At 59.0% G+C, this 14,919-nt stretch carries 11 protein-coding genes; 6 read left to right on the plus strand and 5 right to left on the minus strand.

The features are described 5' to 3' along the window. The first annotated feature begins 263 nt into the window (after nucleotides 1–263). The 6 genes from F617_RS0122830 to nadE all read left to right on the plus strand — a co-directional run bounded on the left by F617_RS0122830 (nucleotide 264) and on the right by nadE (nucleotide 9,181). A complete protein-coding gene (locus F617_RS0122830) occupies nucleotides 264–3,053 on the plus strand; it encodes a bifunctional aconitate hydratase 2/2-methylisocitrate dehydratase (RefSeq protein WP_019566858.1) in 2,790 nt (929 codons plus the stop codon). Nucleotides 3,054–3,487: 434 nt separating this feature from the next. After that, a complete protein-coding gene (locus F617_RS0122835; RefSeq protein WP_233284966.1) occupies nucleotides 3,488–4,423 on the plus strand; it encodes a hypothetical protein in 936 nt (311 codons plus the stop codon). Then, a complete protein-coding gene (asnB, locus tag F617_RS0122840) occupies nucleotides 4,423–6,375 on the plus strand; it encodes an asparagine synthase (glutamine-hydrolyzing) (RefSeq protein WP_019566859.1) in 1,953 nt (650 codons plus the stop codon). Before F617_RS0122835 ends, asnB begins: the two co-directional genes overlap by 1 nt. Beyond that, the gene (locus F617_RS0122845; protein WP_003518245.1) at nucleotides 6,372–6,635 is read left to right on the plus strand and encodes an acyl carrier protein; all 264 of its coding nucleotides are present in this window, start codon (nucleotides 6,372–6,374) and stop codon (nucleotides 6,633–6,635) included. Before asnB ends, F617_RS0122845 begins: the two co-directional genes overlap by 4 nt. An 18-nt stretch (nucleotides 6,636–6,653) precedes the next feature. Continuing rightward, complete coding sequence (locus tag F617_RS0122850) at nucleotides 6,654–8,186, plus strand: class I adenylate-forming enzyme family protein (protein WP_019566860.1); 1,533 nt, start codon at nucleotides 6,654–6,656, stop codon at nucleotides 8,184–8,186. Next, entirely contained in the window at nucleotides 8,183–9,181 is a 999-nt protein-coding gene (gene nadE / locus F617_RS0122855) for an NAD(+) synthase (RefSeq protein ID WP_019566861.1), read from the plus strand. Before F617_RS0122850 ends, nadE begins: the two co-directional genes overlap by 4 nt. A gap of 166 nt (nucleotides 9,182–9,347) precedes the next feature. Here the strand turns inward: nadE and F617_RS0122860 are convergent, their stop codons facing one another. From F617_RS0122860 to F617_RS0122880, 5 genes are all read right to left on the minus strand, one after another. After that, a complete protein-coding gene (locus F617_RS0122860) occupies nucleotides 9,348–9,866 on the minus strand; it encodes a hypothetical protein (protein WP_019566862.1) in 519 nt (172 codons plus the stop codon). A gap of 204 nt (nucleotides 9,867–10,070) precedes the next feature. Next, nucleotides 10,071–10,895, minus strand: a complete 825-nt coding sequence (locus F617_RS0122865; protein ID WP_034502503.1) for a hypothetical protein — start codon at nucleotides 10,893–10,895, stop codon at nucleotides 10,071–10,073. 236 nt (nucleotides 10,896–11,131) lie between these two features. Beyond that, nucleotides 11,132–11,707, minus strand: a complete 576-nt coding sequence (locus F617_RS0122870; protein ID WP_019566864.1) for a sarcosine oxidase subunit gamma — start codon at nucleotides 11,705–11,707, stop codon at nucleotides 11,132–11,134. Then, nucleotides 11,700–14,624 (minus strand): sarcosine oxidase subunit alpha family protein, encoded by a 2,925-nt coding sequence (locus F617_RS0122875; RefSeq protein WP_019566865.1) that lies wholly within the window; start codon nucleotides 14,622–14,624, stop codon nucleotides 11,700–11,702. Before F617_RS0122875 ends, F617_RS0122870 begins: the two co-directional genes overlap by 8 nt. Further along, entirely contained in the window at nucleotides 14,621–14,911 is a 291-nt protein-coding gene (locus tag F617_RS0122880; protein WP_003518230.1) for a sarcosine oxidase subunit delta, read from the minus strand. The genes F617_RS0122875 and F617_RS0122880 overlap by 4 nt, the downstream gene beginning before the upstream one ends. Nucleotides 14,912–14,919 lie beyond the last annotated feature (8 nt).

A 14,919-nucleotide genomic window follows, 5' to 3' on the forward strand; every position in this document is an offset into this window, starting at 1 on the left:
ATCGGTGACGCAATGGTTTGCCGGCATCGCGTACGGCAGGCCGCGGGGAGGAATGCCGGGCGCATCCCTGAGGGCACGACGGCAGACGGCATGCCTGCCCGCATGTTCTCCTGTCCCGTTATCGAAAACAGAAACAGAGTGCGCTATCTTGCCTTCCGGCCCTGGTTGACGTACTCGAAATCGATAGGACCCTGGGCCGATTAACAATAGTGTTTCGTGGCGCTGCGTTTCGGCGCCATACACCTCATGACGTTGGGATTGCGATGAACCTTTACTTGGATTACCTGGCTGAGATCGAAAGCAGAAAAACTCAAGGGCTCGCTCCCAAGCCGATCGACGATGGCGGATTAACCGGCGAAATCATTGCCTTGATCAGGGATACCGGTAGCGAATATCGCGCGGATGCCCTCAAATTCTTCATTTACAACACCTTGCCAGGCACCACGAGCGCTGCCGGCGTCAAGGCCGCCTTTCTGAAGCAGATCATTCTGGGCGAAACTGTCGTTCCGGAGATCACGCCCACTTTCGCCCTCGAACTGCTGTCGCATATGAAGGGTGGCCCCTCCATCGAAGCGCTGCTCGACATCGCCCTTGGTGATGATGCCGGGCTTGCCCAGCAGGCAGGCGAAGTGCTGAAGACGCAGGTCTTCCTCTATGACGCTGACATGTTCCGGCTACGTGATGCCTTCAAGGCGGGCAATACCGTCGCGAAGGGCGTTCTTGAGAGCTATGCCAAGGCTGAGTTCTTCACCAAGCTTCCCGATGTCGAGGATGAGATCAAGGTCGTGACCTTCATCGCCGCCGAAGGCGATATTTCGACCGATCTTCTGTCCCCTGGCAACCAGGCGCATTCGCGCTCCGACCGGCAGCTGCACGGCCAGTGTATGATCACGCCGGAAGCGCAGGCGGAAATCGTCGCGCTGCAGAAGCAGCATCCCGACAAGCGGGTGATGATGATCGCCGAAAAGGGCACGATGGGCGTCGGCTCGTCGCGCATGTCGGGCGTCAACAACGTGGCGCTGTGGACCGGCAAGCAGGCCAGCCCCTATGTGCCCTTCGTCAACTTCGCCCCGATCGTTGCTGGCACCAACGGCATTTCGCCGATCTTCGCCACCACTGTCGATGTGACGGGCGGCATCGGCATCAACCTGAAGAACTGGGTGAAGAAACTCGGCGAAGACGGCAAGCCTATCCTCAACAATGACGGCAATCCGGTTCTGGAGCAGAAATATTCGGTTGAGACCGGCACCGTTTTGAAGATCGACGCCAAGAACTACAAGCTTCGTGACGAGAACGGCACGGAACTGGTCGATCTCTCATCCTCCTTCACACCGCAGAAGATGGAATTCATGAAGGCAGGCAGCTCCTATGCCATCGTCTTCGGCAAGAAGCTCCAGACGTTTGCGGCTGAAACGCTTGGCGTCGAGGCCACCCCGGTCTTTGCGCCCAACAAGGAAATTTCAATCGAAGGCCAGGGCCTCACGGCCGTCGAGAAAATCTTCAACCGCAATGCCGTTGGCGTCACGCCCGGCAAGGTGCTGCATGCCGGCTCCGACGTGCGCGTGAAGGTCAACATCGTCGGCTCGCAGGACACGACCGGTCTGATGACGGCGCAGGAACTTGAGGCGATGGCGGCGACCGTCATTTCGCCGCTGGTGGATGGTGCGTACCAGTCGGGTTGCCACACGGCCTCCGTCTGGGACAAGAAGGCGCAGGCGAACATTCCGAAGCTCATGTCCTTCATGAACAACTTCGGCGTCATCACTGCCCGCGACCCCAAGGGCGTCTATCATTCGATGACGGACGTGATCCACAAGGTGCTGAACGACATCACCGTGGACGACTGGGCGATCATCATCGGCGGCGACAGCCACACCCGCATGTCCAAGGGCGTGGCCTTCGGTGCCGACTCTGGCACTGTGGCGCTGGCACTGGCGACGGGCGAGGCGACCATGCCGATCCCGCAATCCGTCAAGGTCACCTTTAAGGGCAAGATGCAGCCGCATATGGACTTCCGCGATGTTGTCCATGCGACGCAGGCGCAGATGCTGAAGCAGCATGGCGACAACGTTTTCCAGGGCCGCATCATCGAAGTCCATATCGGCACGCTGCTCGCTGACCAGGCCTTCACCTTTACCGACTGGACGGCCGAGATGAAGGCCAAGGCGTCGATCTGTATCTCTGAAGACGAGACGCTGATCGAGTCGCTGGAAATCGCCAAGTCGCGTATCCAGATCATGATCGACAAGGGCATGGATAATGCCGCCCAGACACTGAAGGGCCTGATCGCCAAGGCAGATCAGCGTATTGCCGAAATCCGCTCGGGCGAAAAGCCCGCTCTGGCCCCTGACGACAATGCGAAATATTTCGCTGAAGTCGTCGTGGATCTGGACGTGATCGACGAACCGATGATCGCCGACCCCGACGTCAACAACACCGATGTCTCCCGGCGCTACACCCATGACACGATCCGTCCGGTGTCCTATTACGGCGGCACCAAGAAGGTCGATCTGGGCTTCGTCGGTTCGTGCATGGTGCATAAGGGCGACATAAAGATCGTCGCCCAGATGCTGAAGAACATCGAGAAGGCCGAAGGCAAGGTCGAGTTCAAGGCGCCGCTCGTGGTCGCGGCACCGACCTATAACATCATCGACGAGCTGAAGGCGGAAGGGGATTGGGAAATCCTGCAGAAGTATTCCGGCTTCGAGTTCGATGATCTCAAGCCGAAGACTGCCAACCGGACGGAATACGAGAACATCCTCTATCTGGAGCGCCCGGGCTGCAACCTTTGCATGGGCAACCAGGAGAAGGCGGAGAAGGGTGATACTGTTCTGGCAACCTCGACCCGTCTCTTCCAGGGCCGCGTTGTTGAGGACACTGCCGAGAAGAAGGGTGAATCGCTGCTGGCCTCGACCCCTGTCGTGGTACTGTCGGCAATCCTTGGCCGCACACCGAGCGCTGAGGAATACAAGGCCGCCGTGGTAGGTATCGATCTGACCAAGTTCGCACCGCCGAAAGCTGCGCCAATCGATTCCCTGTCTGTCCAATACTAAAGTATTTCCGGACGTAGGACTTTTACGTCCGGAAAAACGTTTGAAACCAAAGATATAGAGCGCGTCCACCGAATTCAGTTGAAACCGGACGCGCTCTAGGGTTGAAATTACCCGTCAAATTCTTTGCAAAACGCCACAATCACGCGAAAAAACGCCGGCACATAACTTCTGATTAATACGCCTGCGGCAGAATAGGAATGATAATTACTTTCGATTAAATATCTATCCGGCAAGAAGCGGCGAGTATGTCTGAAATACGCTCATTTATTGCGGACGATCTCGTGTCCGTGGCTGACATGTTTCACCGTTTTTTGCGGAAGAAAGATGGGGCCGCGACAGATGATCTGACCTCATATTTGCGCGCCGTCTTTCTCGAAAATTCAAATATAAATCCGGATATTCACTCCAAGGTCTATGTGCGCGACGATGGCCGCGTGTCTGGATTTCTGGGCGTTTTGCCCGTGGCAATGGAACTTAATGGCCGGAACATACAGGCCGCTGTCTGCTCTTCCTTTGTCGCTGAAGACCGTGAGACCGATCCCTTTGCCGGAGCGCGTTTGCTGCGCGAAGTTTTGGGTGGACCTCAGGAGCTGACATTCGGGGAGACGATCAACGACGTTTCCGCCGATATGTGGAAGACGATGCGCGGCCAGCTGCTCGCCTCCTACAGTCTCGATTGGCTGCGGATTTTACGCCCGGCTTCATTCGGGCTGGAAATAGCCGCTGATCGTTTCTCCAGCACTTTCCGCGCGCTGACGCCGTTCAGCAAGATCATCGACCGCACCATTTCGGCGCGTGGCCATGGGCGAGCATTATCCTATTACGCATCACATCCGGACAAGGTGGACAGCTTTACCGACGACGACGCGAGCGATACCGAATTCGCGCGTCTGGCACGCGAACTCGTCGGCCACTTTCCGCTCCATCCCGTTTGGACCGAGGAAAGCCTGTTGCACATGCTCCAACACGCCAAACGCAAACGTCTGCACGGCGAACCAGTCCAGCGGATTGTGAGGGCCCGCGGCGGCAGGGCGGTGGGGCTTTTTCTTTACCACGGCAATCCAACGGGCATCGGCCGGACGCTGCAGATCATGGCCGTGCCCGGGCAGGAGCAGATCGTGATCGACCGGCTGATCCGCAATGCCTATGATCGTGGTCTCGCGGCCATCAGAGGTCGCACCCAGCCGGCACTGCTGCGGGCGATGCTCGGTAAGAAATGCACGTTTCTGCATGCGTCATCCACCATCGTGCATTCGCGCAATGCGGACCTCCTCAAGGCAGCGACGGATGGAACGGCATTTTTTAACGGCTTTTGCGGTGAAAGCTGGACGCGCCTCATCGGTGACAGCTTTGGTCAGGCGGTCGAGTAATGTGCGGAATTGCCGGATTTTATCGACACGACATGCCGGCCGAGCGCGCAAACGAGCGCCTTGCGCTGATGGCGTCGCGTCTTAAGCATCGTGGTCCAGATGCGCATGGAGCCCTGCTGCGCGGCGATGTCGGCCTTGCCCACGCACGGCTGGCGATTGTGGGAATTGCAGATGGCGCGCAGCCGATGCGCACCGTCGAAGACGATCTTGCCATTTCCTTCAACGGTGAAATCTTCAATCACGTCGAACTGCGCGAAACGCTGTCCGCGCGCGGCCACCATTTCCGCACCCACTCCGACACCGAAGTCATCCTGCATGACTATCGCGACAAGGGGCTGGATTGCCTCAACGAATTCAACGGCGATTTTGCCTTCGCCCTGCACGACGCCCGCAACGAAACGCTGGTGCTTGCGCGTGACCGGATGGGTGTCCGGCCGCTTTATTATACGTGGCATGAAGGTACGTTTTATTTCGCATCCGAGATCGGGGCGCTTCTGGCGTTGCCGGGAATGACGGCCGAGATCGATCCGGTAGCGCTGGATCAGATATTTACCTTCTGGTTCCCGTTGCCGCCGCGCACCGCCTTTCGCGGCATTCACGAATTGCCGCCCGGTCATCTGATGATCCTGCGCGATGGCGCGTCCACGGTACGGCGCTGGTGGCAGCTTTCCTATCCTGACGGCAAGGACATGGCGCCGCCGGCAAGCCTTGGCGCGCAGGTGGAAGAGCTGACGGCGCTTCTGGCCGACGCAACGCGGATCAGGCTTCGCGCCGATGTGCCTGTCGGCTCCTATCTGTCCGGCGGGCTCGATTCCTCCCTCGTTTCTGCCCTGGCTGCGCAAAGCGTTAGCCGAGGCCTGCGCACATTTTCGCTGGCCTTCGAAAGTGCGGAGCACGACGAAAGTATCTGGCAGAAAACAATGAGCCAGCATCTTGGCGTCGCATCCGAAACCACGGAGTGCTCAACTGCGAACATAGCGCAATACATGCCTGAGGTCATGGAGCACGTGCAGACGCCCATTCTTCGCACAGCACCGGTGCCGCTTTACCTGCTTTCCCGGCATGTGCGCGAACGGGGCATGAAGGTGGTACTGACCGGTGAAGGTGCTGATGAGCTGTTCGCTGGCTACGATATTTTCCGCGAAGCGCGGGTACGGCGCTTTTGCAGCCGCCAGCCGCAATCGGCTCGCCGGCCGAAACTGTTCCAGCGGCTTTATCCCTACCTTCCGGGGCTGAAACAGCAGACGCCGGATTATCTGGCACGCTTCTTCTCCTTCGGCGCAGAAGCCACTGACGAACCGCTGTTTTCCCATCGGCCGCGCTTGCGCTCTACGGCGGCGGCGAAAATCTTCTTTTCAGCGGAATTGAAAGCGCAGCTTGGCGACTACGACGCTGCGGCCGATCTTGCCGCGCAGTTGCCGGAGGATTTCGGGCGCTGGCATCCGCTTCATCAGGCGCAGTACCTCGAGACAGCATTTCTCTTGCCCGGCTATATTCTGTCCAGTCAGGGAGACCGGGTCATGATGGCAAATGGAGTGGAAGGCCGGTTTCCGTTCCTCGATCCCCGTGTGGTAGACTTTGCCGCAGCGCTCCATCCCGAGGCGAAACTGCGCGGTCTGAAGGAAAAATATATCCTTAAACAGGCTGCAGCCGAGTTGGTGCCCGATGCAATCTTAAACCGACCCAAGCAGCCCTATCGCGCGCCCGACGCAGAAGCCTTCGCGGATGCCGGCTATCTCGACACCGTACTTTCTACCGGTCAAGTCAGGACCACCGGCCTGTTCAATGCCCAGGCGGTGGAAAAGCTGACAACCAAGGTGCGGCAAAAACAGGCGACCGGCTTTCGCGACAACGCCGCCTTCGTCGGGATACTCTCGACCCAGCTTCTGCGCGCTGCCACGACCCAGAATTCCACAATGTCATCGCAAAAAATCGAAGGAAGCTCCAAATGACCAATGAAAGCACCGGCATGAAAGCCGAAATTCGCGGTTTCATCATCGAAAACTTTCTGTTCGGTGACGAAAGCCGGCCGTTTGGCGATGATCTTTCGTTGATCGACAATGACATGGTCGATTCCACGGGAATTCTCGAATTGGTGAGCTTCATCGAGGAACGCTACGGCGTCCGCGTTGCCGACGGCGATATCGTACCGGCCAATCTCGATACGATCGACAACATCGCCGCCTTCATCGGTCGCAAGCAGACCGCCTGAAATTTCGGGAAGCGCCAATTGCGTATCGACCACTACCTGCATCGAAGTGCGGAGCGCCATGCCGGCAAGACGGCGCTGGTGGCCGGTGAGACGCGCCTGAGTTACGGCGAACTCAAGACGATGAGCGAGGCTTTCGCCACTGCTCTGATAGCGCGAGGCGCAAGCCCGGGAGACCGTGTCGTCCTTGTGCTGGACAATGGCTGGCGCATGGCGGTTGCGGTTTTCGGTTGCTGGATGGCGGGCGCTGTTGCCTGCCCCATCAACCCATCGTCCAAGGCCGCGCGCCTTTCGCAAATTCTGAACAGTTGTACGCCCTTTGCGGTGGTTGCCGAGGCCCGGCTGGAAAAGGTCGTTTCGGATGCGGCCGGTTCTTCTCCGTTGTTGCGCATCGTTTCCGGCGCGCCGAACCCAACGGCCGATGGTGTCGATTTTGACGCGATGCTCGAGGAACCGATAGGCGCGCTGCCGCAAAACCTGCTCGATACCGATCTGGCAGTAATCATCTATACATCTGGCTCCACCGGCGAGCCAAAGGGCGTGATGCTGGCACATGATAACATGGATGCGGCCGTCCGTTCGATTACCTCGTATCTCGGCAATAGGCCGGAAGATATTCTGCTCGGCGTATTGCCGCTTTCGTTCGGATATGGCCTGAACCAGCTGCTTTCCAGCGTTTTCGTCGGCGGTACGCTGGTGATCGAGAAATCCTTCGCCTATCCGCATCTGATTTTCGAGCGTATCCGCGACGAGCGGATCACGGGCTTCGCGCTGGTGCCGACCATGCTGTCCATCATGATGCAGACGCGCGATCTGTCGCCGGCACTGTTTGAAAGCCTGCGCTACGTCACCGCCGCCGCTGCACCCCTTTCGCCCACCCATAGCGACTGGCTGCGGACCTTTCTGCCGCATGTGCACCTGTTTTGCATGTATGGACAGACGGAGTGTACCCGTATCAGCTTTCTGCCGCCGGAAGACCTCGACAGGAAACGCGGTTCTGTCGGCATCGCCATTCCGGGCACTGCCATCGCGGTGGTGAACGAGGACGGAGACAGCGTGTTGCCCGCAGAGGTCGGCGAACTCGTTGTCAGCGGGCCGCACGTCATGCGTGGTTATTGGCGCAACGAGGCTGCCACAGCGCGCGCGCTGCGCGTTGATGCCGCAACGGGCCGGACGCGTCTTCACACCGGCGACCTGTTTACCTGCGATGCCGAGGGTTATCTCACCTTCGTTGCCCGCAAGGACGATATCATCAAGTCGCGTGGCGAAAAGGTTGCGCCGCAGGCTGTCGAATCCGTTCTGCAAGCCATGCCGGGCGTCTCGGACGCATTGGTCGTCGGCGTTGCGCATGAGGTTTTCGGTCAGGCGGTGAAGGCGATCGTGATCGCATCCGACGAGGCGATCACCGCAAAAGACGTCATGCGCTACTGCGCTCTGCACCTCGAAACCCACATGGTGCCAACACTGGTTGAATTTCGCGATTTCCTGCCGACGACGGATACCGGCAAGGTCAGTCGCCGCCTCGCTGCTCAAGATACGGAGAACAATCGATGACGAACAATGCAAAGAGCCTGCCTTTCTCGCCGCTTGAACTTGATGCGGCGGCGGAGGTAGAGCGTATCGCCGAAAAAATCCGCCAGTCGCTTCGTTTCAACCTGCGCAAGCGTGGGCTGGTGCTCGGCATTTCCGGCGGTATCGATTCCAGCGTCTGCGCCGCACTTGCCGTTCACGCGCTCGGGGCAGCAAATGTTATTGGCCTGTTCATGCCGGAAAACGATTCCGACCCGGAAAGCCTGCGCTTGGGGCAGGCTTTGGCGACGAAGCTGGGTATGGACTGCGTGCTGGAAGATATCGGCCCTTCGCTTGCCGCCATGGGTTGTTATGAAAGGCGCGATGGCTTCATCCGCGAGGTTGTGCCTGAATACGGGCCGGGCTGGGCCTCCAAGATCGTCTTCGACAACGCTATGAGCACCGGCGCCTATAATATTTCCTCGCTGGTCGTCCGTTCGCCATCGGGCGAAACGCGCAAGGTTCGTCTCTCCGCAAAAGCCTATCTCGGCATCGTTGCGGCGACGAATATGAAGCAGCGCACGCGCAAGCAGTTCGAATATTATCACGCCGACCGCCTGAACTTCGCGGTGCTCGGAACCCCGAACCGGCTGGAGTACGACCAGGGCTTCTTCGTCAAGAACGGCGACGGCGCTGCCGACATCAAGCCGATCGCCCATCTTTACAAATCACAGGTCTATCAACTCGCGGCCCATCTCGGCGTCCCGCAGGAAATCCGCTCCCGCCCGCCGACAACGGATACCTATTCCATGCCGCAGACGCAGGAAGAGTTCTATTTCGCGCTTCCTTACGACAAGATGGATATCTGCCTCTACGGTCTGGAACACAGCATGCCTGCAACCGAGATCGCCACGGCGACCGGGTTGAGCGAGGACAATGTCCGGTTCGTCTGGACCGATATCGCCGCCAAGCGAAAGGTTGCGCACTATCTGCACCACGCCCCTATCCATTTCCATGAGGGCGCTCAGGCGACATCCTGAGATTGTTCCAAGCGGCGCCGGCCTGGGCGATCAGGCCGGCGTATGAAACAAACCTCGATATGAATATGTAGCCGCGCCCGCCAGCAGAAGAGCTGTGAAAGCGGTATGCGGGCGGCAATTACATTTGTTAGTCAAGGCGTTAGGATTGGCAGTGCTTCGCCACCATTCAGTCCGCTGCGAATTCGCACGCCAACAGGGTCTTGTCGCCAAGTGCCGCACCTTCGCGCGCCACAATGGAGACTTTTCCCGGTCCAGCCAGACCTTCAGGCGGCTGCTGGTCCTGCGGAAGCTGCCGGGCATAACCCTTGCTCGATGTACCCATCAGGTCTGAGGTTTCCGGTTTCAAATCATATTTCGCTGCCAGAGCATCGGCACGCTGGCCCTTGATCAAAACACCGACTGCGCCATTGGCGAAGAAGACTTCGTCACTCTCAAACCCATCGCGGCCGATCTGGTTCGGAAGCTTATAGATAGCCGCGCCCAAAGACGATGTGTCGGCCTTTGCAAGTTTTTCGGCGGCATCATAAATTTCGGTCGCCGATGTCATCGAATAGGGCGGATTGCACAGGGCCGCATCATAGAATGCGGGATCGATTTCGGCAGCCGAAGCGCTACCGGCATGAAGCGCCGTAATGGCTACGGACATTACGACGGTGCCGCGAAGGAAAGGTGTGAATGCAAACATTGGCGTCCCTTGGAATTTGCCTGTCGTCCGTTTGAAGAGATTGCGTCAGGCTTTGCCATTCCTTGGAGCACCATAATTCACGCCCTGTCGATATACGCGAAGCGTTTTCCCCAGCTCGCCAGAACAAAACTCGTCATCCGACCGCAAGGAAAGCGTGGCGAAAGACGGCATTTCCATAGTGGGGATGAAAATGCTCTGTTGTTGCTAGCCCGGCCGATTCAATACAGTTTGGCCGGCTTCGTGTTTGACAATCCGCAGCATGGGCTGCCCGCCCGCTTCGGCGGATTCAAACCGGGCAAGAAGGTCGAATGAGGTTACGGCTTCGCCCGCCTTGAAGCACTTTCCGTGGACGGCGAGATGTCCAAGCCCAAATACGGCAAGAAGAGCCTCCGTTTGGTTATCCGACGACGTGTCGAAGAGCAAATTCGTTTGGCCGAAATGCTCGAGACCCGTAGTCCAGGCTCTGGTCGCGCCGTTCTCCCGGATCACGAAGGCGCCATAGGCAAGCATTGTTGCTGTCTGTTGCGGCTGATCCAGGTGACTGTTGGCGTAGCTCAGACAGTCGTCGAGATCGGTGCGGCCGACGATGAGGTCTAGATAATGCAACACAACGGCGCGCATCGGTGCAAGCTGGTGGATGCCGAGCAGGGTCATGGCGACCTCGTTATGTGCCACTGTGGGGTCGTCGTCATCCGCCACGATCATCAGTTTGAATTTCGCCTGATGGGTCGCACGGCACAGGTCATCATGCGCAGCTTTTGCATTGATGCAGAACGTGTTCGTCCAGTCGACTTCGGCCCGCGCTACCGCAGGATAGTGAGCAGGAATTGCCAGCGTTCCCACCGCCTCGGGAATGCCAACGAAGACGCGGGTTCCGCCGCGAAAGCCGTCAAAGACGCCTTCGCTCTCCAGTTGCTCACATTCATACCCTTCAAGGCCCCAGGCTTCGATCAGCGCCTCAGCCGACAGGATGGGCAAATCGTCAAAATAGAGTGTTGCCGAAAAATATTGAACATTGTCGCTTGTCACTACGATAACCTCATATTTCCGCTGCACTAGTCCGGCCGTTTTCACAGGCGGCGATAGCCCATCTAGTCGATTTTTGCGACAATATGATTTGCGCCGTCGTCAGAGCGATTATTCACTGATGGCTCAGAACGGTAACCGTTCGAGATGATCCCGAAGCGCCCATGTCAACACGACACAGTTCGCCCGTGCAGGTCAACGATTGGCAAAAAACGGTCTGGTGGCTTTGCAGTCCGGCTTTATGCGGCAGCGCCAAGAAGTTCCGCCTGACGACGGATCGCAGTCTCGATCACATGCCACAGTGTTTCCGCAGCGGAGCGCATGCCGAGGATGGCAAGGCGGTCCGGCGCGCGCCGGATCACGAAAACGCTCATATGTTCCATGCCTGTGCGCGTGGCGGCCCCTTGCCCGAATACCGAGGGATCGAGGTTCACCAGCTTCTGCATGAGCGCGACAATCGGCGCCTCGCCTGCGTCGCTCTCGATTTCGAAGGCGACGAAGCCATCGGTCTGTTCAGTCACGGAACAGGAAGGGCAAAGGCTCGCGAGTTCTGCGGCGAAATCCGTTTCGGCCCGGTCTGCGGCCTCAATCAGCCATTGGCCCGGCCCCGTCCAAAAAGCTGAAACCGTGCCTTGCTGGACCCATTTTCCGGGACCCGGCAAGGTGAGGTCAAAAGGCACCGGTTCTTTGACGTTGCGGCGCAGGCTGAGCGATGCGAGGGCAAGCCCCGAATTTTCCTCAAGTCGCAGCGTGCCATGGTGGGCGCGCCGCGAAGTTTGCGCGCCGAGTGCGGTTGTCGGCTTCAAATCAGGCACGGAGTCTCTCTCCCTCAGGGTCGATGAAATGGGGCGAGACCACACGCAATTCGACCGACTGTCCCTGCAAGGGGTTGGCCGCGACGACGATCTCTCCGATACGGTTTGCACCATCGGCAAGGAAACCAAGACCGATGCTGAAACCGAGGTTGGGCGAATAGCAGGCGGATGTGATCCAGCCTTGATCGGTCTCGGTATTCTGGCTGGCGCCGCGGGTAAACAGATGTGAACCTGACACCACAGGGTCCGTTGCCGCAAGCGGCTGCAGGCCGACGAGCACCCGGCTTTCGCCGACAAGCCCTTCGCGGCGAGTCATGACGGTACCAATCGCGTCTTTCTTGGCCGAAACCATCCTGCCCATGCCCAGCATCTGCGCCGTCGTCTGGCCGTTCAACTCGTTTCCGGCAGCATGGCCTTTTTCGATACGCATGACACCAAGCGCTTCCGTCCCGTAGGCGGTGGCTCCAAGATCCGCACCGATCTCCATCAGCCGGGACATCAGGGCATTACCGTAACGGGCGGGGACTGCAATCTCGTAAGCAAGTTCCCCTGAAAACGAGATCCGGAACAGCCGTGCTCGCAATCCCGCGCAAACCGTCAGTTCGGCGCAGGCCATGAAGGGAAAGGCTGCGTTGGAAAGGTCGAAACCATCGACAATGCGTTCGATAAGGCGGCGGGCGTTCGGACCGGCGACTGCGAGCTGTGCCCAGGCATCCGTTGCCGAGATCAATTGCACATCCAATTCCGGCCACAGGCATTGGCGGGCGAATTCCATGTGACGATAGACCGGGCCGGCCTGGGCCGTGGTCGTGGTGACGATATAATGATCCTCACGCAGACGGGCACAGGTGCCGTCATCATAGGCGTGGCCGTCTTCCCGCAGCATCAGGCCGTAACGGACCATGCCGACCTTGAGGCTCTTCATTGCATTGCAGTAGAGACGGTCGAGAAATTCAGCCGCATCGGCGCCCTGAACATCCACCTTGCCAAGCGTCGTCACATCGCAGATGCCGACGCCCTTTCGGGTGGCCAGAACCTCGCGGTCGACGGATTGCCGCCAATGGGTCTCCCCGGCTTGAGGGAAATATTGGGCACGCATCCATTGACCGACTTCGACGAAAACGGCGCCATGCGCTTCAGCCCAGGCATGGCTGGGTGTCAGGCGGCGCGGACGGAAATGTGCGCCGGTGTCGCCGCCACCGAGTACCGCCATCGAAACCGGCGTATAGGGAGGGCGAAAAATCGTCGTACCCGTATCCGGTATCGATTTGCCCGTCAGTTCGGACATGATTGCCAATGCGGTGGCATTCGATGTCTTGCCCTGGTCAGTTGCCATACCAAGCGTTGTCCAGCGCTTGAGATGCTCGATGGGCCGCATGTTTTCCTGATGGGCGAGCTTGATGTCCTTGACCGTGACGTCGTTCTGAAAATCGACCCAGGCGCGCCCTTTCCCCGGCACATGCCACAGGGGCTTGATGCCGATTTGCGTATCCTCGGCCTCCGGCAGGGCTGGCCTGGATGCGGCGATCCCCATTTGCTCCAGAGCCGTTATGGCAGCGGATGCACCGGAGATCAGCGCCGCCCCCGTGCTGCCTTTGCCGGCCGCGGCCCCTGAAACGAGCATATGCGAGGGTACGTCACCGGGCAGGAATGCCTGTAGCCCGTCATCCCATAACGGGCGACCGCGCTGGTGCGATGTAAGATGAACATTGGGGTTCCAGCCCCCGGAGATACCAAGCGCACCGCAATCGATGGTTTCGTCATAGCCATCCTTGCGGACATCGATGGAAACCAACCCCAGCCTGCCTTTGCTGCCGGTAACTGTCGCCCCCGCAATCAGGCGGTATTCCGCAAGCGCCCGCGCATCCGGGCGCGGATCGATGACTGCGGCGATCTCGACACCTTTCGCAGCCAGGTCGACAGCGGTCCGATGGCCGTCATCGTTATTGGTGAAGATTGCGACCCTGCCTGCCGGACTGACTGCCCAGCGATTGGCATAGGCACGCAGCGAACCGGCAAGCATGATCCCCGGCCGGTCGTTATTTTTAAACGGGATATGCCTCTCTGTCGCCCCGGCGGCAAGCACCGTGCGCTTTGCAGTGATGCGCCAGAGGGACTGGCGTACGCCCTTAGGTGCGGCAAGATGGTCGGAAACCCGCTCGACCGCACCGAATATGCCATGGTCGAATGAGCCGAAAACCGTGGTGCGGCGCATGACGCGCAGGTTCGGCAGGGTTGAAAACTCCGCCTCTAGCGTTCCGATCCAGTCGGTTGCAGGGGCGCCGTCGAGCAGGTGGCTCTCTGCAAGCAGGCGACCTCCGAGGCGATTGTCCTCGTCCGCCAGAATAACCTTGGCACCGGCACGCGCCGCGGTCAGGGCAGCAGCCAGACCGGCCGCTCCGGCGCCGATGACCAGCAGATCGCAGTGAAGGAACCCCTTGTCGTAACTGTCGGGGTCCGGTTTCATCGACAGGCTTCCAAGTCCCGCAGCCTTGCGAATGGCGGGCTCATAGAGCTTTTCCCAGAACGCCTTCGGCCACATGAACGTTTTGTAGTAAAAGCCTGCGGTCAGGAAATCGGCAAACAGATCATTGATCGCAAGGGCATCGAAAGACAGGGACGGCCAGCGGTTCTGGCTTTTCGCCTCCAACCCGTCGAACAGTTCGACCGTCGTGGCGCGGGTATTCGGCTCCAGCCGCGATCCCGTGCGCAATTCGACCAGCGCATTCGGCTCTTCTGAGCCGGCAGAGATCACGCCTCTGGGGCGATGATATTTGAAGCTGCGCCCCATCAGGCGGACATCGTTTGCCAGAAGTGCCGAGGCGAGCGTGTCGCCGGGATGCCCCTGATAATTCTTTCCATCGAAGGTGAAATGCAGCACCTTGCTGCGGTCGATTAAGCCGTCCTTCAGTCTCATGCTTCATCTGCCTTCTGACGGAGCGCCACCTCGTTTGCGAGTTCCGCTCCGAGGATTTCATGGGTGACGGTGTTTCGCGTGACCACGAGCCAGCTGCGATCACCCTGTTCGTGAAACCACAGTTCCCGATGCAGGCCGGCGGGATTGTCACGCAGATAGACATAATCGTTGAAGTCTTTCGCAGCGCTCTCGGCCATTCCGTCCGGTCGACGCAACAGGGCGGCATCGCCGAGATAGGTGAATTCCTGAGCGTCGCGCGGCCCGAGCAGTGGGTGAGGGATCAGCATTGTTCAAG

Origin of the sequence: Agrobacterium sp. 10MFCol1.1 (assembly GCF_000381165.1) — a bacterium.
GTDB classification, from domain to species: Bacteria; Pseudomonadota; Alphaproteobacteria; order Rhizobiales; family Rhizobiaceae; genus Agrobacterium; species Agrobacterium tumefaciens.

Bases quoted from the DNA above. Each gene is read 5' to 3' on its own strand.
- F617_RS0122830 (WP_019566858.1), top strand. From the start codon at position 264: ATGAACCTTTACTTGGATTACCTGGCTGAGATCGAAAGCAGAAAAACT.
- asnB (WP_019566859.1), top strand. From the start codon at position 4,423: ATGTGCGGAATTGCCGGATTTTATCGACACGACATGCCGGCCGAGCGC.
- F617_RS0122845 (WP_003518245.1), top strand. From the start codon at position 6,372: ATGACCAATGAAAGCACCGGCATGAAAGCCGAAATTCGCGGTTTCATC.
- nadE (WP_019566861.1), top strand. From the start codon at position 8,183: ATGACGAACAATGCAAAGAGCCTGCCTTTCTCGCCGCTTGAACTTGAT.
- F617_RS0122860 (WP_019566862.1), bottom strand. From the start codon at position 9,866: ATGTTTGCATTCACACCTTTCCTTCGCGGCACCGTCGTAATGTCCGTA.
- F617_RS0122875 (WP_019566865.1), bottom strand. From the start codon at position 14,624: ATGAGACTGAAGGACGGCTTAATCGACCGCAGCAAGGTGCTGCATTTC.
- F617_RS0122880 (WP_003518230.1), bottom strand. From the start codon at position 14,911: ATGCTGATCCCTCACCCACTGCTCGGGCCGCGCGACGCTCAGGAATTC.